The sequence below is a fragment of the Halomonas sp. HL-93 genome (genome assembly GCF_900086985.1).
GTDB lineage: Bacteria > Pseudomonadota > Gammaproteobacteria > Pseudomonadales > Halomonadaceae > Vreelandella.
Genome location: NZ_LT593974.1, coordinates 516,847 through 536,966, shown reverse-complemented (window position 1 = coordinate 536,966; position 20,120 = coordinate 516,847). Strand labels below are relative to the sequence as shown.

19 protein-coding genes are annotated in these 20,120 nt (G+C 58.4%); 13 read left to right on the top strand and 6 right to left on the bottom strand.

What is annotated here, in order from left to right:
* Positions 1 to 2: 2 nt before the first annotated feature.
* The 7 genes from GA0071314_RS02390 to GA0071314_RS02360 all read left to right on the top strand — a co-directional run bounded on the left by GA0071314_RS02390 (position 3) and on the right by GA0071314_RS02360 (position 6,589).
* Positions 3 to 1,286, top strand: coding sequence for an ABC transporter substrate-binding protein (locus GA0071314_RS02390; protein WP_074395143.1), 1,284 nt, complete (start codon positions 3 to 5; stop codon positions 1,284 to 1,286).
* A gap of 60 nt (positions 1,287 to 1,346) precedes the next feature.
* Entirely contained in the window at positions 1,347 to 2,231 is an 885-nt protein-coding gene (locus GA0071314_RS02385) for a carbohydrate ABC transporter permease (protein ID WP_074395142.1), read from the top strand.
* Positions 2,231 to 3,073 carry a carbohydrate ABC transporter permease gene (locus tag GA0071314_RS02380; RefSeq protein WP_074398396.1) on the top strand — a complete coding sequence of 281 codons (843 nt, stop codon included), beginning with the start codon at positions 2,231 to 2,233 and terminating at the stop codon, positions 3,071 to 3,073. Before GA0071314_RS02385 ends, GA0071314_RS02380 begins: the two co-directional genes overlap by 1 nt.
* A gap of 64 nt (positions 3,074 to 3,137) precedes the next feature.
* A complete protein-coding gene (gene recQ, locus GA0071314_RS02375) occupies positions 3,138 to 4,976 on the top strand; it encodes a DNA helicase RecQ (protein WP_074395141.1) in 1,839 nt (612 codons plus the stop codon).
* A 95-nt stretch (positions 4,977 to 5,071) separates the two neighbouring features.
* Entirely contained in the window at positions 5,072 to 5,473 is a 402-nt protein-coding gene (locus GA0071314_RS02370) for an MbcA/ParS/Xre antitoxin family protein (RefSeq protein WP_074395140.1), read from the top strand.
* A complete protein-coding gene (locus GA0071314_RS02365; protein WP_074395139.1) occupies positions 5,470 to 6,150 on the top strand; it encodes an RES family NAD+ phosphorylase in 681 nt (226 codons plus the stop codon). The genes GA0071314_RS02370 and GA0071314_RS02365 overlap by 4 nt, the downstream gene beginning before the upstream one ends.
* Before the next feature lie 154 nt (positions 6,151 to 6,304).
* Positions 6,305 to 6,589: a YrhK family protein gene (locus tag GA0071314_RS02360; RefSeq protein WP_074395138.1), complete on the top strand. Its 285-nt coding sequence runs from the start codon at positions 6,305 to 6,307 to the stop codon at positions 6,587 to 6,589.
* Positions 6,590 to 6,597: 8 nt separating this feature from the next.
* Here GA0071314_RS02360 and GA0071314_RS02355 read toward each other — a convergent pair whose 3' ends face one another.
* The 5 genes from GA0071314_RS02355 to GA0071314_RS02335 all read right to left on the bottom strand — a co-directional run bounded on the left by GA0071314_RS02355 (position 6,598) and on the right by GA0071314_RS02335 (position 10,499).
* Positions 6,598 to 6,864, bottom strand: coding sequence for a DksA/TraR family C4-type zinc finger protein (locus GA0071314_RS02355; RefSeq protein WP_027336913.1), 267 nt, complete (start codon positions 6,862 to 6,864; stop codon positions 6,598 to 6,600).
* Between the two features lie 83 nt (positions 6,865 to 6,947).
* Positions 6,948 to 7,526: a YgjV family protein gene (locus tag GA0071314_RS02350; RefSeq protein ID WP_074395137.1), complete on the bottom strand. Its 579-nt coding sequence runs from the start codon at positions 7,524 to 7,526 to the stop codon at positions 6,948 to 6,950.
* 13 nt (positions 7,527 to 7,539) lie between these two features.
* Positions 7,540 to 8,724: an MFS transporter gene (locus GA0071314_RS02345; protein WP_074395136.1), complete on the bottom strand. Its 1,185-nt coding sequence runs from the start codon at positions 8,722 to 8,724 to the stop codon at positions 7,540 to 7,542.
* Positions 8,715 to 9,719: a GlxA family transcriptional regulator gene (locus GA0071314_RS02340; protein ID WP_074395135.1), complete on the bottom strand. Its 1,005-nt coding sequence runs from the start codon at positions 9,717 to 9,719 to the stop codon at positions 8,715 to 8,717. The genes GA0071314_RS02345 and GA0071314_RS02340 overlap by 10 nt, the downstream gene beginning before the upstream one ends.
* 96 nt (positions 9,720 to 9,815) lie before the next feature.
* Positions 9,816 to 10,499 carry a GntR family transcriptional regulator gene (locus GA0071314_RS02335; protein ID WP_074395134.1) on the bottom strand — a complete coding sequence of 228 codons (684 nt, stop codon included), beginning with the start codon at positions 10,497 to 10,499 and terminating at the stop codon, positions 9,816 to 9,818.
* Positions 10,500 to 10,656: 157 nt separating this feature from the next.
* Between GA0071314_RS02335 and dctP the strand changes: the two genes are divergently transcribed.
* The 5 genes from dctP to GA0071314_RS02310 all read left to right on the top strand — a co-directional run bounded on the left by dctP (position 10,657) and on the right by GA0071314_RS02310 (position 16,466).
* Positions 10,657 to 11,652 carry a TRAP transporter substrate-binding protein DctP gene (gene dctP, locus GA0071314_RS02330; protein WP_074395133.1) on the top strand — a complete coding sequence of 332 codons (996 nt, stop codon included), beginning with the start codon at positions 10,657 to 10,659 and terminating at the stop codon, positions 11,650 to 11,652.
* Between the two features lie 66 nt (positions 11,653 to 11,718).
* Positions 11,719 to 12,240, top strand: coding sequence for a TRAP transporter small permease subunit (locus GA0071314_RS02325; RefSeq protein ID WP_074395132.1), 522 nt, complete (start codon positions 11,719 to 11,721; stop codon positions 12,238 to 12,240).
* 2 nt (positions 12,241 to 12,242) lie between these two features.
* A complete protein-coding gene (locus GA0071314_RS02320; protein ID WP_074395131.1) occupies positions 12,243 to 13,577 on the top strand; it encodes a TRAP transporter large permease in 1,335 nt (444 codons plus the stop codon).
* A 13-nt stretch (positions 13,578 to 13,590) separates the two neighbouring features.
* Positions 13,591 to 14,946 (top strand): malonyl-CoA decarboxylase, encoded by a 1,356-nt coding sequence (locus tag GA0071314_RS02315; RefSeq protein WP_074395130.1) that lies wholly within the window; start codon positions 13,591 to 13,593, stop codon positions 14,944 to 14,946.
* Positions 14,943 to 16,466 (top strand): malonate--CoA ligase, encoded by a 1,524-nt coding sequence (locus tag GA0071314_RS02310; protein WP_074395129.1) that lies wholly within the window; start codon positions 14,943 to 14,945, stop codon positions 16,464 to 16,466. The genes GA0071314_RS02315 and GA0071314_RS02310 overlap by 4 nt, the downstream gene beginning before the upstream one ends.
* An 80-nt stretch (positions 16,467 to 16,546) precedes the next feature.
* On the opposite strand, the gene GA0071314_RS02305 is transcribed toward GA0071314_RS02310, so the two are convergent.
* On the bottom strand, positions 16,547 to 18,142 hold the full coding sequence (locus GA0071314_RS02305; RefSeq protein ID WP_074395128.1) for a solute:sodium symporter family transporter: 1,596 nt from the start codon (positions 18,140 to 18,142) through the stop codon (positions 16,547 to 16,549).
* Between the two features lie 506 nt (positions 18,143 to 18,648).
* On the opposite strand from GA0071314_RS02305, the gene GA0071314_RS02300 reads away from it, so the two are divergent.
* A complete protein-coding gene (locus tag GA0071314_RS02300; protein ID WP_082934181.1) occupies positions 18,649 to 20,034 on the top strand; it encodes a GGDEF domain-containing response regulator in 1,386 nt (461 codons plus the stop codon).
* Positions 20,035 to 20,120 lie beyond the last annotated feature (86 nt).

Genomic DNA, 20,120 nt, shown 5'->3' with positions numbered 1-20,120 from the left:
CCATGCGTGCACGAATACCGTTTGCCCTTTCCGCGCTCACCGCGGGCCTGTTAAGCGCTGGCCAGGCTGTCGCCGACGACCCGATTGAACTGACCATGTACTACCCCGTCTCGGTAGGCGGTGCGCTTACCGATGTGGTTGACGATTTGGTTGACGAATTTGAAAGCGAGCATCCCGATATCGACGTGGACGCTATCTACGCTGGCAACTACGACGACACTCGTGTACGCGCAATGTCAGCCATTGAAGCCGGCGATACGCCGCAGCTGTCGGTGTTGTTTTCCATCGACCTGTACGAGTTGCTTGAGCAAGACGCTATTGTGGCCTTCGATGACCTGGTTGAGACCAACGAAGAACGCGAATGGCTCGACAGCTTCTACCCAGGGCTAATGGAAAACGGCCAGTTGGACGGCAAAACCTACGGCATCCCTTTCCAGCGCTCGACCATCGTACTGTTCTGGAACAAAGACGCCTTTGAAGCCGCTGGCCTTGACCCCGAGACACCCCCTGAAAACTGGGAAGAAATGGCCGAGATGGCGGCCACCGTGCGAGAGGCGTCCGACGAGGAGCAGTGGGGTGTCATGGTGCCCTCCACCGGCTATCCGTACTGGATGTTTCAGGCCTTCGCGTTTCAAAACGGCCACCGCCTGATGAGCGAAGACGGCACCGAGGTGTACTTTGACGACCCCGCCGCTGTGGAGGCGCTCGAATACTGGGTATCCCTAGCGGATGAGCACGCGGCAATGCCCGACGGTACTATTGAATGGGGCACGCTACGCCAGAACTTTATCGAAGAGTCCACTGCCATGATGTGGCATACCACCGGCAACCTGACGGCCGTTCGCAGTGAGGCCGACTTTGACTTTGGCGTCGCCATGCTACCGATGAAAACCCAACGTGGCAGCCCCACCGGCGGCGGTAATTTCTATGTTTTTGAAGACGCGACAGAAGAAGAACAGCGTGCGGCGATGACGTTTATCCGCTGGATGACCGATCCCGAGCGGGCAGCTGCCTGGTCGATCGAAACAGGCTACATGGGCGTCAGCCCCGATGCCTACGAGACCGAGGCACTGCGCGACTATGTGGAAGAATTCGCACCAGCGGCAGTCGCTCGCGACCAGCTTGAACACGGTACAGCGGAGCTTTCCACCTACCAGGGTGGCCGCGTGCGCCGCGCGCTGGATAATGCTGTTCAGGCCGCGCTAACAGGGCAAATGTCGCCGGAAGAAGCGCTTAGCCAAGCACAGCAGGAAGCCGAAGGCGTACTGCGCCGCTACGCTCGCTAACGCACTTTTCCATGCTTGCCGGGGCCCGCCCCGGCTTTATCCGACTTGCGGCATTCAGCTATGACCTTAACTGCCCATCGCAAAATGCAGCTGTACGGCGCGCTGTTGTTACTGCCCGCTGCCGTGCTCTTGGCTACGTTCGCCTACCTACCCACGGTGATGACCGTGATCAACAGCCTGTTTTTACCTGGCTTTCGCGGTGCGCCCGCCGAATTTGTCGGGGTCGAGAACTACCAGGTGCTGTTTGACGACCCCACATTCTGCAAGGTGGCGCGTAACAATCTGCTCTATGCGCTGGGCACTATTCCCACTTCTATTGCCTTGGCTTTAGGCATGGCGCTGTTCGTCAACGGCAAGCTGCCGGGGCGCGGCTTTGTGCGTATGGCCTATTTTACGCCCACCATTCTGCCGATGGTCGCGGCGGCCAATATCTGGATGTTTTTCTACGCCCCGCAAATCGGCTTGTTCAATAAGCTGCTCGGCGCACTGGGGTTTTCCGGCGTGAATTGGCTGGGTGACCCAAGCGTGGCGCTTGGCTCGGTGATTGTGATGTCGGTATGGAAGGAAGCCGGCTTTTTTATGATTTTCTATTTGGCCGCGCTTCAAAGTATCCCACCGGAACTTAAAGAGGCGTCTGACCTGGAGGGTACCAGCCGCTGGAGCTTCTTCTGGCGGGTCACCTTTCCGCTGCTGATGCCGACGACGCTGTTCGTGCTGATCAACGCCCTTATCAACGCCGTGCGGGTGGTGGATCACCTGTTCATCCTGACCAAAGGCGGCCCCAACAACGCCACCAACTTACTGCTTTATTACGTTTACGAGAATGCCTTTTCGTTCTTTGACCGCACCACGGCGGCGACCATCACGATGGTCATTCTGCTGGTGCTGGCGGTGGTGGCCACACTGAAGTTCACGATTCTCGACCGCAGGACGCATTATCAATGATGAATCAAACAACGACTTATGCGCCTCGCTCTCGTTACCTTTCAGTGCCGTCGCTCGATACGGTCGCGGCATGGCTGCTGGCGATCATCTGGGTGTTTCCGTTGCTGTACGCCTTCTGGGCCGCCTTTCATGCCAGCGAGTTCATGGTCAATTTTGAGTTCCTGGCGCCGCTGACGCTTGAAAACTTCGTCAACGCCTGGACCCAGGCGCCCTTTGCCCGCTACTACCTCAATACCTTTGCGCTGGTCACCGGCGTGGTATTGGCCCAGTTTGTGGTGTGTACCCTGGCGGCGTTTGCCTTTGCGCGCTTTCCGGTGCCTGGCAAAAACGTGTTGTTCATGCTGGTGCTGATTCAGCTGTTCGTGTTTCCCGAAGTGTTGATTGTCGAAAACTACCGCATCGCCAGCGGGCTGGGATTGATCGACACCATCACCGGGATTGGCCTGCCCTACGTGGCCAGTGCCTTTGGTATTTTCCTGCTCCGCCAAACCTTTAAAACCATCCCCCGTGAGCTTGAGGACGCCGCGCGCATTGAAGGCTGCGGTTGGCTTGCCATCCTCTGGAAGGTCTACATACCCTTGGCCAAGCCCACCTACTTGGCCTACGGGCTGGTGTCGATCAGCCACCACTGGAACAACTTCCTGTGGCCATTAGTCGTCACCAACTCGGTGGAAAGCCGCCCGCTGACCGTTGGCCTCGGCGTTTTCTCGGCACCGGAAACCGGCGTCAACTGGGCGACGGTAAGCGCCGCCACGCTGCTCAGTATCGCTCCACTGCTGGTGGCGTTTCTGCTCTTCCAGCGCCAGTTCGTGCAGTCGTTTTTACGGGCGGGGATTCGCTAGGCAGACGCCCCTCGGGTTTTTCGTGCGACAATCCTCCCTCAGGCACCAGACAAGGAGAGCATTGATGCACGGCGACCCTCACCCGGCAGCCCTCAAGGTGCTGCGGTCGGTATTTGGCTACGATAGCTTTCGCGGCCCGCAGCAGGCGATCATCGAACATGTAATGGCCGGCGGCGATGCGCTGGTATTAATGCCCACCGGCGGCGGCAAGTCGCTGTGCTATCAGATTCCGGCGTTGCTGCGCGACGGCACCGCGATTGTGATCTCGCCGCTGATCGCGCTGATGCAGGATCAGGTGGCAGCACTTCAGCAGAACGGGGTCAAGGCGGCCTACCTCAACTCCAGCCTTGATTACCATGAGGCGGTCGAGGTGGAAAACCGCCTGCGGGCGGGTGAGCTGGATCTGTTGTACGTCGCGCCCGAGCGGCTGGCCACACCGCGTATGCAGACGCTGCTGGAACAGACTCAGATCGCGCTATTCGCCATTGATGAAGCCCACTGCGTTTCCCAGTGGGGCCACGATTTTCGTCCCGAGTATCGCCAGCTCTCCCAGCTTCATCAGCGCTTCCCCCAGGTGCCGCGCATCGCCCTGACCGCCACCGCCGATGTGCCTACCCGTGGCGATATCATGGAGCATCTGCAGCTCCAGGCGGCGGCGCTGTACAACAGCGGCTTTGACCGGCCCAACATCCGCTACCATATCGCCGAAAATCAGGGCAACGCCAAGGAACAGCTGCTGCGCTTCATCCGCGAGCACCACGACGGCGAGGCAGGTATCGTCTACTGCCTCTCCCGGCGCAAGGTGGAGGAGACCGCCGCCTGGCTGGAACGCCAGGGGCTGACCGCACTGCCCTACCACGCAGGACTCCCCGCCGAGCAGCGCCAGCAGCACCAGACCCGTTTTCTGCGTGAAGATGGCGTGGTCGTGGTGGCCACCATCGCCTTCGGCATGGGCATCGACAAACCGGACGTGCGCTTTGTGGCCCACCTCAACCTGCCCAAGAGCATCGAGGCGTATTACCAGGAGACCGGCCGCGCCGGGCGCGACGGCCTGCCCTCCAACGCCTGGATGGCCTACGGGCTTCAGGACGTGATCACCCTGCGCCAGATGCAGCAGGACTCCAGCGCCGCCGACCAGCAAAAGCGCATCGAACAGCAGAAGCTCGACGCCATGCTGGGGCTGTGCGAGATCATCAGTTGCCGCCGCCAGGCACTGCTCCACTACTTTGGCGATCACCTGGACGCCCCCTGCGGCAACTGCGACAACTGCCTGACCCCGCCCGAGACCTGGGAGGCCACCGTGGCGGCGCAAAAGGCGCTGTCGTGTGTCTACCGCACCGAGCAGCGCTTCGGCGTGACTTATCTGGTGGACGTATTGCTGGGCAAGCACAACGAGCGTATCACCCGCTTTGGCCACGACCGCTTAAGCACCTTCGGTATTGGCAAAGAACTCGCGGCCAACGAATGGAAAGCGCTCTTTCGCCAGCTGATTGCCAGCGGCTTTTTGAGCGTGGACATGGAGGGCCACGGCGGCATCAAGCTCACTGCCAATGCCAAGCCGGTGCTGCGCGGCGAGCAGAGCCTCACGCTGCGCAAGCCCAGCAACAAACCCAGCAAAGCTAAAACCGCGCGACGGGGAAGCAAAAGCGCCTCTGCGCCCCAGGGCCACGGCCCGCTGTGGGATGCGCTGCGCCAGCATCGCCGGGAACTGGCCGAGGCTCAGGGCGTACCCGCCTATGTGATTTTCCACGACGCCACCTTGGCCGAACTGGTCGAGCAGAACCCACAAACTCTGGAGGCATTAGGCGCCATCTCCGGTATCGGCGCGCGCAAGCTGGCGGATTACGGCGAGGGGTTTTTGGACGTCATTCTGGCGCATCGGCAAACCGAGCAAAGCGGCTGAACCAGCGTGCCAGGGCTCAAAAAAAGATCAAATGGTCGATATTTTCAATAACCGCTCAACTGGCGTAAACTATACATCATTGAGGAGGAAACTATATGGCCATTCAGCACAAAACCGCCGACAAGCGCCGCGAAATGGGGGCCGCTGCGATGCGCACTTACCCTAACATTTCACACGCATGGGGTTTGAAAGAGAGCGAAGCCGCTCTGCTGCTCGGGGTGCCTGATTCCACCTACCGGCGCTGGAAACAGGCACCAGAGAATGCCCGCCTGGACGCTAACCACCTGGAGCGAATGTCGTTGATTCTCGGCATCTATAAAGCACTGCATATACTGTTGCCCAGTAAAGAAGCGGCTGACAGCTGGTTGCAGCGCGCCAACCGCAATCCCCTTTTTGCCGGTCATACACCAATGGAGCGTCTGTTAAACGGACAAGTCTCCGATCTCTACGTTGTTCGCCAACATTTAGATGCCACGCGTGGTGGGGGCCATGCATGACATTTCCAATAAGCAAGGTCACGTGGCACCCCAGCTATCGCATTATTCCCTCGCGCTTCCCACCCATTGATTTGTTTGAAGGCGTCAACAGCAACCCTGATGACTGGGACTTGCTCAATGAGCTCGAGGGTGAAACCTCCGCAAGGCTACGCGAGGAAGCGGGCGCCATACACCTCGTCCGTGATGATGACCGTCGCTACGGCCCAGGCTGGACGCCCGTCATGGCGGCCTTCTGCCACTTCCCCAAAACCGGTTCGCGTTTTAGCGATGGCACCTTTGGCGCCTACTACTGTGCGTTAACAGAAGCCACGGCCATCGCCGAAACCGTTTACCATGCAGAGCGCTTTATGGGAGAGTCAAACGAGCCGCCCATGATGCTTCAGCAGCGTGTTTACCTGTCGGATTTGTCGGGCCAACTGATTGATTTACGCGAACAGGATACGGCCCAACCGCTGCTAACGCCGGATAGCTGGGCAGCCGGGCAAACCTTGGGGAGAAAAGCCTGGGAAGAACAAGCGGACGGTATCGTTTACCAAAGCGTTCGCGACCCGGAGGGCGAATGTGCTGCGGTGCTTCGCCCTCCCGTGCTCTCCGCAACACGGCAAGGGCGTCATCTCGGCTATGACTGGGATGGTCAGCGTATCCGCCATGTTTATGAATTAACGGTATTGTGTTAACCATCCCAGTACGGCGGGTCACCAATCTGCATGAACAGACACTACAGACGGATCATTCAGTAAAGTAGAGCGGGATACCACTACACCTGATCAAGCGCCATCAATGCTAATATCCTGCAAGGCTAAGCCTAATCACCATGCCAGGAGGGACGCCATGCAAAGAGAGCAGGACGCAAAAACCCGCGACTGGATCTTCACGATAGGGCATCGTGAATTAATCGTGCATCAGCGCTATGAGGTGCTGAGCATGATCAACGATTTCCTGCTGGGGATATGGTTCACGATCGGGAGTGTATGTTTCTTTTACCAAGGCGCCGTTCAAACCGTCGGGGTGTGGTTATTTGTGATTGGCAGCCTGCAGCTACTGATTCGTCCGACGATTCGTCTTCACCGCTATGTCTATTTCAAGCGGTTGCCGGACACCGATCACGACGCCTAGGCCCACGTTCAACGCAGTTGGCTGTCTTTGCTGCCACGCCGGTTGTAGCCGCTAAAGGCCGACTGCTTTTTGTCCAGCTCAGCCTGACAAACGACACACAGCCGAACGCCTGGAATGGCGTTACGGCGCGCGTCGGGAATAGGGTCACCGCACTCTTCGCATAGCTCCAGGCTCTCGCCACGGGGAAGCTGGCTGCGGGCGCGCTGAACCGCATCGTTCAGCGTGCTCTCCATCTGTTCTTGTTCGGCACCGTCTTTTGCCCATCCGCCGGCCATCGTCGTCTTCCTCGCTTAACGTCACATCATCTTTTGAGCATAGCAGCCACAACACCTAAGGTAGCGCGGGCAAATACCGCTGGCTAATTGGCAGGATCACGCTTTATTGGGTTTTCAAGCACTTCCGGTTCTTGATACGCCTCGGGGTATTTACGCTTGGCCCGCGCCAACCGAATGATAGTGATGATATTGGTCACTACGATGAGCGCTTCTGCCATCGTGCCGCCTATGGTGCCTATCAGCAGGTTATTGAGCATCCACGCCAGGGCGGCGAGCCCCAGAAATACCCGCATACTGATACCGCGCAGCAGAAACATACCAACGGTACCCAGCACCATGGCAGTCAAGGGCAGCACATCCACCCAGCTCTGCCAGGTCAGCCATGCCACGATACCGCTGATCACCAGCACCCCCACCATGACCGGCTTGCTGCCCAGATAGCGGCGGGCCAGCACGATACGTACGATCACCAGTACGGTTAGCGCAGCGGCGGTCCAGCTCTTGAAGAAAACAAACTGCAGCGCAAAGGCGACATTGGCGGAGATGAGTATCACGAGCAGCCGATCGTCGTGCTTGCTTGAAAACGCCACCAGGCAAAGCACAAGCGCCACCAGACCAAAACACTGGCCTGCCAGGGCACTCTGGCTGAACGATTCAAGCATGGCGGCTAGGCTCCTAGGGGCGGGGTTGAGCCCCCAGGCTATCATCTTGCTGGCGGTACCGCTGCCAGGCGATGGCGAGGATCGGCACCAGAGCAATAGGAATCAACACGAGGTTAAGCGTCGCCCAGCCCAACCCGTTAACCAAGGGCCCGGCAAGCAAGGCGGTCGTGGCGGCGGTACCAAACACTAAAAACTCGTTGGCGGCCTGGGTGCGCGCTTTATCCACCGGGCGGTAGCTCTCGGTGAGCAGCCCGGTGGCAGGCAGAAAGGTAAAGTTCCAGCCCAGACCCAGCAGAATCAGCGCCACATTGAAACCGGCTAACCCGATACCCCACTGGGCGACCAAAGCGCTTGCCACCAGCAGCAGGCAGCCTGCCACAATGACCTGCTTGGCGCCGAAGCGGGTGGCCAAATGGCCAGTAAAGAACGAGGGTAAAAACATCGCCACCACGTGCCACTGAATGGTCATTGATACGTGGTTAAAGTGATGCCCGGCCCCCTCCATGGCAAGCGGCGTGGCGGTCATGGCCAGGTTCATCACGCCATAACCGACCATCGCCGCGCTTACCGCCACAATAAATCCAGGCTGGCGGAGTATCTTGCCCAGCGGCAGTGCGATGCCTTCGCCATGGGTGCGGGAAGCAGGCGGTAGTTGCGTCAGCATCAGCACCACTAGCGCCAGTGCGTAGATCGCGGCTAACCCCATAAAGCTGCCCAGAAATGGCACCTCGCCCATCTCACGACTCACCCTAGACAACCACGGCCCGGCAAACGCCGCCAGCACACCGCCCCCCATCACCAAACCAATCGCCCGGTCACGCAGCTGCGCGGGAGCGGCCTCCACCGCAGCAAAGCGATACAGCTGACCAAAGCCAATGCCGATACCGATCAGCCACGTGGCTAACAGAAACAACCCAAAGCGTTCGCTCATCAGCGCCTGCACGGCGACCAGCGCGCCCACCAAGCCAACGATATTGCCCAGAATAAAGCCGCGCTTACGGCCCAGCCTGGCCATGATCAGCGAGGCGGGAATCGTCGCGCACATCAGCCCCAGCCACTGGGTGGCGACCGGCGCGGTCGACCATGATGCACTGGGGGCCAAAGATGCCCCTATCAGTGGTGAGACGGCGATCAGTAAGACATTACCGGTGACCAACAACGCTTGGCAAAGCGATAGTAAAGTGACGGTTAAAGGCATGATAGATGCTCCATTGGGGAGTCAGCGCAGGAAGAAGCAAATCGTTGACGATAGACCGAGGGCGATACGCCGTAGTAGCGCTGGAACTGGCGACGCAGTTGCTCAGCGCCGCCCAGGCGCCAGCGCTGCGCCAGGCGCTCAAGTGATAACTGCCCACGCTCGTTGAGTAGCGCCAGGCGAGCTTGTTCCAAGCGTAATTGCGTCACATACGCCCCTGGGGTGATCTGCAAGTGGCGCCTAAACAGCCGAGTGAGATGACGCGGCGTCACAGCCATAACGTCGGCCATACGTTCAAGGGAGTAGTCGGCAGCAGGATCCGCATGCAACTGATCAATTAGCCGACGCAGAGAGCCTGCATCCTGCTGGTGGCGCAGCGCTTCGCTGAACTGCGATTGCCCGCCCGGGCGATGCAGAAACACCACCAGCTCGCGGGCCACTCGCCCGGCTAACGTCGCCCCATAATCCGCTTCCACTAAAGAGAGCGCCAAATCAATGCCTGCCGTTATGCCAGCGCTGGTGTAGCGGCCATTGCTTTCAATATACAACGCATCCGGTTCGACGCTTAGCGCGGGGTATTCATCAGCCAATTGCTGAGCATGTCGCCAGTGGGTCGTCACGCGACAGCTATCCAGCAGCCCAGCGGCGGCTAACAAAAACGCCCCGGAGCAGATAGAACCAAGTCGCCTAACCTCAGGCGCAACCCCACACAGCACCTCTTTCACAGCGGCGATGTCACGCTGCTGCATCACGCCACTACCGCCCGCGACCAGAAGCGTATCCAAAGGCACTAAATGATTGAGCTGACGGTAGGTGTGCGTGGCGTGCACCGCTAAGCCGCCGTTAGTGGCGACCGGGCCGACGTCATCGGCGACAAGCGTTAACTGATACAACGGGTGGGGGCTCAACGCATTGGCGCTGGCAAACACCTGCCAAGGGCCGCTGACATCCAGCAACTGGCAGTCGGGATAGGCAAGTAGGGCAATATGGCGAGTCACAGTCTCTCTCCGCGATACTCAAGCGATAGAGAGAGTGTCGGCGCTACGCCCCATGTCGGCAAGGACCATTACCCCACCGATAAAGACATACTCGTACTATCCCGTTTGTGAGATGGGCGCTTCCATACGCCGCACGCTGGACACAAAGTCGCTGAAACGCTCGCCCTGAATAAGTACGTGATCACTAAGCGCCTGCTGGGCGCCCGGCGCATCGCCGCGTTCAATGGCGTCAAAGATCGTCTGATGCTCGCTAAGCGAGTTGTGCATGCGCTGACGAACCTGCAACTGCAAACGCCGGTAAGGCTTCAAGCGCTGCTTGAGCTGGCGCGCCTCGCTGGCTAAAAAGCTATTGTGACTCGCCGTGTAGATACAGTCGTGAAACCCTTCATTCTCGTAATAATATTCGTCGGTATCACCTGCCTGGGCGGCGGCTTCACAGCGCTGATGGGCGTCGCGCAGAGCTGCAAGTTCCTGCTCGGTAATGCGTCGCGCGGCGAGTCGCCCACACATGCCTTCCAACTCAGCCATCACTTCAAACATTTCAATCAGTTGGTCAATCCCCACCTTAGCAACGAAGGTGCCCTTTTTAGGCGATACCGTGACCAGGCCGCTGGCCACCAACTGCTGAATCGCCTCGCGGACCGGCGTGCGCGAAACGCTGAACTGCTTGCCTAGTGTTTCAGGGTCAAGCCGCTCGCCGGGCGCCCGGCGCCCATTAATGATGTCATTTTCCAATGAATCCTTGAGCCGCTGGGCGTTGGAGCGCTTTGAGTCTGGCATGCGTCACCTCCTTATTTAGCAGCGCAATATTTTACACAAAGCATATGTCATAAAGTTGACATTAGCATACGCAGCGCCTATTGATATATATATCAGCTCGACTGATAAACACATTAAGCTAATCCAAGCACACAACAACAATTGTTGGAGACGCCACATGCAACGTAAACATCTAATCACCGCCACTGCCCTGGGCCTGATGATCGCCGCTTCTCATGCCTCGGCAAATACCGTACTGCGTGCTTCCCACCAGTTCCCCGGCGGGAAGGGCGATGTGCGTGACGAGATGGTTCAAATGCTCGCCGAAAAGGTCGCCGAGGCCGACGTCGGCCTCGAGATCGAGGTCCACCCCGGCCAGTCGCTGTTCAAGGCCGACGAGCAGTGGGGCGCCTTGGTCCGCGGCCGTCTGGACATCACCGCCTTGCCGCTCGATTACGCCAGCGGCCGCCATCCGGAATTCTCCGCCACCCTGATGCCGGGGCTGGTGCGTAACCATGATCACGCCCAGCGCCTAAACGACTCCGAATACATGGAGATGATTAAGGACGTGATCGACGAGGGCGGTGCCAAGGTGCTGGCTGATGCATGGCTAGCCGGCGGTTTCGCCTCCAGTGAGCAGTGCATCACCTCACCGGACACGGTGGAGGGCCAGAACATCCGCGCCGCCGGGCCAGCCTTTGAAGAAATGCTTGAGGAAGCCGGTGCATCAATCGCGTCCATGCCTTCTTCAGAGATCTACACCGGCATGCAGACCGGCGTGCTGGACGCCGCCAATACCTCCTCGATGTCGTTCGTTTCCTTCCGCCTCTTCGAGCAGGTCGAGTGCCTGACCGAACCCGGCGACTACGCCCTGTGGTTCATGTACGAGCCGATCCTGATCTCTAATCAGAGCTGGGAGAAACTCAACGAGGAGCAGCAGGAAGCGCTGACCGCCGCCGCCGAGGAGGCCGAGGAGTTCTTCGCCAGTGAGGCAGCGGGACTCGATGATAAAATGGTCGAGGTCTTCGAGGAAGAAGGCGTCGAGGTAGTCAGCATGTCCGAGGAAGATTACGAGGCGTGGCTTGAGATCGCCAAGGAGACTTCCTACAAAAACTTCGCCGAGAATGTCGAGAACGGTCAGGCGATCATCGACGCCGCCCTTGAGGTGGAGTGATCCCGCAAGCCCCCTGACGATCGGCCGCCCCGCCGGGGCGGCCTTCCTGCCTTCTCGGAGAGCCTCATGACCCACTCGCCCTCTTTCACGGCCAACTCCCGTGGCGGACCACGGCACGGCTATGTCCGGCTGATGGATCGCATCTCGCGGTGGATGGCCTACCTCGCCGCAGCGCTGTTCGTCGCTGGCACCTTCGTGATCTGCCAGATGGTCTTCATGCGCTACGTGATCGGCGTCAGCACCAGTTGGCAGACCGAATTCACCGTCTTCTCGGTCACCGCTGCCATGCTGCTGGGTAGCCCCTACGTGCTGATGACCGGCGGCCACGTGGCGGTCACCGTGCTGCCCGATAAGCTTGGCGGTACGCCCAAACGAATTATGAACCTGGTCGCCTCCCTGGTTGGCCTGGGGTTCTGTGCCTGCCTGGCCTACGCCGCCTGGGTCTACGTGTTCGAGGCCTGGCACGGGGGCTGGACCACCGGCACCGTCTGGAATCCCCCTCTGTGGCCACCTGTGCTGACCATGGCCGTGGGCACCACTCAACTGACGTTGCAATACGTCGCCGAAATCATGCGTGGGGAGAACTGAGCATGGATCCTGTTACCGCCGGTATTTTCGTCGCCATCGGCCTGATCGTGCTGATGGCCATCGGCACGCCCATCGCCTTTGCGCTGGGCGGCGTCTCGCTGATCGCGCTGGTCGCCAGCCGCGGCATCTCGGAGCTGACCTACTTCGGCGAAACCTTCTACGATCGCATCGCCGAGTTCGGCTTCATTGCCATCCCTATGTTTATCCTGATGGGCGCTGCTGTGGCGTCGTCGCCTACCGGGCGCGACCTCTACCGTTCGCTTGACCTATGGCTGGGCAAGCTGCCAGGGGGGTTGGCAATCTCCAACATCGGCGCCTGCTCGATTTTTGCCGCGCTGTCCGGTTCCTCGCCCGCAACCTGTGCGGCGATCGGCAAGATGGGCATCCCCGAGATGCGTGCCCGTGGCTATCCCGATGGCGTGGCCGCCGGCTGCATCGCCGCAGGCGGCACCCTGGGCATCTTGATTCCACCCTCGGTGACCATGATCATCTACGGCATCGCCACCGAGACCTCCATCGGTCGGCTGTTCATCGCCGGCGTGGTGCCAGGGTTCATGCTCGCCGGGCTGTTCATGATCTGGACGCTGATCGCCTGCAAGCTGGCAGGCGGCTACCAGAACCCCATGGCCATCAACACCGAAGCGGTCAAGCAGACGCTGCGCCAGAACGTCGACGCCAACCTCAAGGCGCTGGTGCGCGTGCTGCCCTTCCTGGCGGTGGTGGGCCTCATCCTCTTCGCCCTCTACGGCGGGGTGGCCACCCCCACCGAGGCCGCCGGCGTCGGCGCCTTTATGTGCCTGGCGCTGGCGATAATCATCTACCGCATGTGGCAGTTGAAGCCGCTCAAGCTGATTATGCGTGACTCGTTGCGCGAGAGTGTGATGATCATGTTGGTGATCGCCGCCGCGGAGGTGTTCGCCTATGCCCTGTCGTCGCTGTTCATCACCCAGACCGTGGCTGGCGGCATCGCCGACCTGGAGGTCAACCGCTGGGTGCTGATGGCCCTGATCAACCTCTTCCTGCTGGTGGCCGGCTTTTTCCTGCCCCCGGTGGCGGTGATCGTGATGACAGCGCCGATCCTGATGCCGGTCATCCTGGCGGCGAACTTCGACCCCTACTGGTTCGCGGTCATCCTGACCATCAACCTGGAGATCGGCTTGATCACGCCACCAGTGGGGCTGAACCTGTTTATCATCAACAGCATCGCGCCAGATATTTCGCTCCGCAACGTGCTGATGGGCAGTCTCCCGTATGCGCTATGCATGGTGCTGGGTATCTTGTTGCTGTGCCTGTTCCCCGGCCTGGCTTTGTGGCTGCCCAACCTGATCATGGGCTAAAAGGAGCATCGCTATGAACATGACCTTTCTTCAGGAACTGTTTAACAACATTACCCAACGCGATGCCCTGCTGCGTCGCCGCGACCCAAGCACCCTGGCCGTTGACCACGACCACTTGATCAAGGCCTGCCAGGCGCTGCTGGCAAGCGACGGGGAAGCCTCAAGCATTGCCCTGGCAAGCCGCGCGCTTGCCATCTACCAGCGCCTTTCAGACACGGAAAAACAACGCTTTTTCCAGCGTCTGGCAGACGACTTTGCAGCAGAGCCGGAGCAGATTGACCAAGCCTACGCCGCCTATCGCGACACGCGCGATAACCGCACACTGCAACAGTTGTTTGAAGCCTGCGAACCGCTACGCCAGGAGCTTTTCCGACGGTTGAACTTTGCCAGTGATGGCACTTATGAGCTGGTCAATATGCGTCAGGACTTGCTTGATCTGCTACGCGAGCAGCCCGAACTTGCACCCATCGATGACGACTTTGCCCACCTGTTCGGCTCCTGGTTCAACCGCGGCTTCCTGATGCTCAAGCGCATCGATTGGAATACGCCAGCATCGATTCTGGAAAAAATCATCCGCTACGAAGCGGTCCACGAAATTCAAGACTGGGACGACCTGCGCCGACGCTTGGATGCCCGCGATCGGCGCTGCTTCGCCTTTTTTCACCCGGCGATTGGCGATGAGCCGCTGATCTTCGTCGAGGTAGCGTTGCACAAGGGGCTGCCCAGCCGCATTCAACCGATTCTCTCCGGTGAAGATAGCGGTGTTGACGACCCCGAAGACGCTGACAGCGCCGCCTTCTTCGGCATCAGCAACTGCCAGACCGGCTTGCGCGGCATATCGTTCGGTAACTTTTTGATCAAGCAGGTGGTACAGGAGCTTTCCCAGGAACTGCCGCAGCTCAAGTATTTTGTCACCCTCTCGCCCGTACCAGGCTTCGCCCAATGGCTTAACGAGCAGCGTGATAGCGAGCAGTGGCCACCCAGCGTGCGTGAAACGCTGGCCGAGCTGGAGACACCGGGCTGGCACCAGGACAAACTCCGCCAGGAGCGGCTCAGAACAACGCTACAACCGCTGGCGGCTCATTATCTGGTAGACGAAAAAAACCGCCATGGCCTCCCGCTCAACCCCGTGGCACGCTTTCACCTGGGCAATGGGGCCAAACTGCACCGTATCAACTGGCTTGGCGACATATCCGATAAAGGGCTTAAACAAGCGGCTGGGCTGATGGTCAATTACCTTTATGTGCTCGATGACATTGAGCGAAACCACGAAAATTACACCTCCAAGGGCACCATTGCCTGCTCAAACGATGTGCGTGACCTCGCCAAGCGCGCGCGCAAGCTGGCCAAGGGAGAAACTGCCAAATGAACCATAACCTGTTTGCCACCTTTGCCACGCAAATGCATGAGCGCGGGGAGGCCGATTTTATCACCACCCGCGAGGGCCGGCGCTACTCCTACACGGATGCGCTGAACCAAAGTGCCAGGCTGGCCGGGGCGCTTATCGCTCTTGGCGTACGTCAGGGCGACCGCGTGGCGGTCCAGGTAGATAAAAGCCCCGAAGCTATTCTGCTCTACCTTGCCTGCCTGCAAATTGGCGGGGCTTATTTGCCGCTCAATACCGGTTACACCGGCGATGAAATTCGCTATTTTCTGGGCGATGCTGAACCGGCACTGTTTGTCTGCCGACCCGCTGTAGCCGATGAGGCCCGCCAAATCGCCAGCGATACCGGCTGCCCCGCCGTTGTGACCTTGGGCAGCGCAGCCGACGGCAGCCTGATGGACGAAGCCGCGAGCGTCACCCCTCATAACGACATCGCCGAGCTTCAAGCGCGTGATCTGGCGGCGATTTTATACACCTCGGGCACCACCGGGCGCTCCAAGGGCGCCATGCTGACCCACCAGAATCTGGCCTCCAATGCCGAAACACTCGTCAAGGCCTGGCACTTCAGCGCTGACGACCGTCTGATCCACGCGCTGCCGATTTTTCATACCCACGGTCTGTTTGTGGCGTGCAACGTCACCCTGATGGCCGGTGCCAGCATGCTGTTTCTGCCTAAGTTCGACGCCGATGTGATTTTCGAGGAACTGCCCCGTGGAAGTGTGATGATGGGCGTGCCGACGTTCTATACGCGCCTTGTGCAAGACCCGCGCCTGACGCCCGAGGTCACCACCAATATGCGCCTGTTTGTATCGGGCTCAGCGCCGCTGACCGCTGAGACCCACGAAGCCTTCGAGGCCAAGACCGGGCATGCCATTCTTGAGCGCTACGGCATGACCGAAACCAATATGAACATCTCTAACCCCTATGAGGGGGCAAGACGGGCAGGCACGGTGGGTATGCCGCTGCCCGGCGTGGAGATGCGTATCACCGATCGGGAAACCGGCGCCGAGGTCGCCCCCGGCGAGATTGGCATGCTACAGATTCGTGGCCCTAACGTGTTTATTGGCTACTGGCGAATGCCGGAAAAAACCCGCGAAGAGCTGCTGGAGGATGGCTTTTTCATTACCGGTGATCTGGCCATGGTCGACGAGCAGGGCTATGTGCATATCGTCGGGCGGGATAAAGACCTGGTAATTTCTGGGGGGTATAACGTCTATCCCAAGGAAATCGAGCAGGTGATTGACGAACTGGAAGGCGTATCAGAATCCGCCGTGATCGGACTGCCACATCCGGACTTTGGCGAAGGTGTGACCGCCGCTGTGGTCACCCAACCGGGTGCACGCCTCGACGAAGCCGCCGTACTGGCTCACTTGCAGGGTCGGCTTGCCAAATACAAGCAGCCCAAGCGCGTGTTCTTTATCGACAGCCTGCCGCGCAATACGATGGGCAAAGTGCAAAAAAACGAGCTGCGCAAACGCTTCCACGACACCTATCAGCCCGCATAAGGCGCAACGAAAACGCCCCATGCCAGCATTAGTGGTCATGGGGCGTTAAGCGATCGCGGGTTATTTATTTAGCCAACGCATTACCCAGCGAACGAGGCGTACATAATAATCACCAGCACCACCAACACGATACCGGTAGGCACCGCGCCCTTCCATGGAGTGAGATCAACGTCGCCCGAGTATTCCTGAACCCAGTCGGTCTCCCGGGGGCGCAGCTTGCCAATCACCAGCATCATTGCGACCAGCAGCACGAATACCGCCGCCACAAAGTGGAACTCGTGCATGATCGTCGGCAACATGTTGAACGGCGGCACGAAGTAACCCGCCGCGATCAGCAAACAGCCCCCCACCAAGCCGATTTTGGCGGCCATCGGCGGTACCCGTTTGGTCAAAAGTCCCACCAGCACTACGGCCAGAATGGGAATAAAGTAGATAGCATTCATCTTCTGCAGATAACCAAACAGGCTATCCTGACCCGCCAGCAGCGGCGCGATGGTCATGGTAATGCCTGCCATGATCCAGCCAAACACCTTGCCCGACTTCACTACCTGTTCTTCGCTAGCGTCTTTATTGAGAACCTGCTTGTAAATACCCAGACTGAAGATGGTCGTGGTGCTGTTTAGCGCGGAGTTGAACGATGACAGAATGGCACCGACCATCACCGCCGCGAAGAACCCGGTGAGATAAGGCGGCAGCACGTTGAAAACCAGGTGGCCATAGGCCTCGTCGGCACGGATGCCGTCATCAGCGTACAGGTGGTAGGCGATGATCCCCGGCAGCACCAGGTAAAGTGGGCCCAACAGCTTGAAGAAGCCGGTCAGCAGTACGCCTTTCTGACCTTCAGCGAGGTTTTTAGCGGCAAACGTACGCTGGATAATCTGCTGATTCGTCGTCCAATAGAACAGATTGATCAAGAAGACACCGGTAAACAGCGTAAAGAACGGCACCTGCTGGTCGTCACCGCCGATGGAGTTAAGCTTATCGGGATTGCTTTCTTTAAGGATATTCCAGCCTTCCGCGATGCCGTTGCCATCGCTCACCGCTTGCAGACCAAAGTAGACGATGACAAAACCACCGATAAGCAGACCGACGCCGTTAAGCGTGTCGGACACGGCTACCGTGCGCAGCCCGCCAAATAGAGCGTACACCGCACCGATGATGCCCACGATCCAAACGGTTAACCAGAGTAGCGTGGTGGATGATTCGATGCCGGTCAGTGCGGGCAAGTCGAGCATGCCCTGAAGCCCTACCGCGCCAGAATAAAGGATAATCGGCAGCAAAATCACCGCGTAGGCGATCAAAAAGATCACGTTGGCTATCAACTGCGTGCCTTTATCGAAGCGGATCAGCAGCAGCTGCGGTAAGGTCGCGATACCGCTTTTCAAGAAGCGCGGCAGGAAGAACAGGGCCAACGCCACCAAGGCTATGACCGCCACCACTTCCCAGGCCATCACACTCAAGCCATCACTAAATGCCGAGCCATTCAAGCCTACCATTTGCTCGGTGGACAGATTGGTCATCAATAGCGACCCAGCAATCAACGGGAACGTTAGCGTTCGCCCTGCCAGGAAATAACCGCTGGTACTGCTGTGATCATCCCGTCGCGTGATGCGCCAGGTGATAAAGGCCACTAAACAAGTGAAGAATAGAAATGACGCCAGGGTGAGGGCATGCATAAGAACATCCTTCGGGGCGGTCGCGCATGCTCGTGTACGTAAGTGTACGAATTGCCAGCGCAGTGGATTTAGGTAAATTTACCGATTGGCGATGGATTGTAGTTGGGTGACTCGATTCTACTATTGGTCTTTAGTCGAATTAATGATGCTAATGGCGTGTTTTCTTAACAAATTTTTCTAAATATCAGACATTTGTAACATGTTCTCTTTGAACAATTCGATTAGATCGGTGACCGCCCGCCTTGCTGAGGTATGGCAAAGGCGCTTCAGCGCTTCGCAAAGACATGCCCTATGGTGTGTGCCGAGACATGCTTCTCTGATTGGCCACTTACCCTAACCTGGGCAGCTTTGCACTCATTGCTAGATTGCGCGAATATGAACGCTATTAAGATCGACTATTAATGGTGAGGTCGATACCGATGCGTATATTGTGAATTGTAAGCTGTGAAAGGGATCTTCAGTGCTGAAATAGCTCGCCCCGCACGCTCACTTACCCAGGTCGCTTGATGTCTCACTCCTCCAAACCGCCGCATCACAAGCTGAGCCAACGGCGTCAGCGTTATATCGATGAGGAACAGTTGCAAGCGCTGTCTCCCAACCCATCTTCCAGCCAAGTACGCAGCAAGCGACAGCGGCTGATTTACCTGTGCGGTGATGACCCTGAGCACAGCGGCATTCTAGTTCATCACTTGCACTGCTTCGGCCACGAGGTGGTGTCCTTTGAAGATACCGAGACGTTTTTTGATGCTGCGCTGACGCGCCGCCCTGATGTAGTGATCATGGATGTAAACTTTCCCAAGGGCCAAACCGATGGCACCGATACGCTGGCCGAATTAAACAGGCTAACCGGATCGCAGATGCCCGCCATCGTACTGTCGGCCTACGGCAATTTTTCATCGCGTTTGAGCGCGGTACGCGCAGGCTGCCAGGGGTATTTCACACACCCGGTTAAACCGCTCGACTTAATGCTGGCCATCGACGAATTGACCACCCCGATAGAAAAGGAGCCACTACGCGTGCTGGTAGTGGATGATGAAGTCGACGCCGCCGAATACCACGCGCTGCTGCTTAAAGGCGCGGGCATGATCGTCCAGCAAGTTCACCACCCCGCCGAGACGCTCATCGCGCTGGAGCGCTTTAATCCGGATTTGCTGCTGGTCGATATGTTTATGTCTGACTGCTCCGGTGAAGAGCTGGCGACGATGATTCGCCATCAGCCCGAGTACCTTGGCCTACCAATCGTTTATTTAACGGGCAGCGCCGACAGTCAAAAGCAGCTTTCGGCGATGGCCTCCGAAGTCGAGGCGCTGATTACCAAGCCAGTACAACCCGCTGAACTGATCTCTGCTGTACGACTGCGGGGCGAGCGGCTGCGCATGCTGCACTCATTAATGAGCCACGACAGCATGACCGGGCTTTACAATCACAGCACCACTACCGATTTTATCAACAAGGCCCTCGCCCAGGCGCATCGAGACGATAGCCAGCACGCCATGGCGATGATCGATATTGACCACTTTAAGCAGGTCAATGCCATCCACGGTCACTTGGCGGGAGACCAAGTCATTATCACCCTGGCTCGACTACTAAAGAGCCGCTTACGGCTCTCGGATATTATTGGCCGCTACGGCGGGGAAGAGTTTGTAGTGCTGCTCAAAGGCGTGGATGTGCAACGTGCCGCCGAGTTGATCGACGGGCTTCGCGAGGATTTTGGGTCAGTTGATTTTTATGCCCACGGCAACCATTTTCGCTGCACCTTCAGCGCTGGGATAAGCGATTTTCCTGACCACCCCGCAACAGAGTCGTTGCGTTTAGCCGCCGACCAAGCGCTCTACCGCGCCAAACAACAGGGTCGCAATCAAGTGGCTATCCACATGGATCTAGCGCCATGAAAGCTAAAAGCTTACTTTTAGCCACTATCAGCGGTGCCACTGCTGGATACCCGGCGATGGTCTGCAAGCCTTAAGTGCGTAACCCC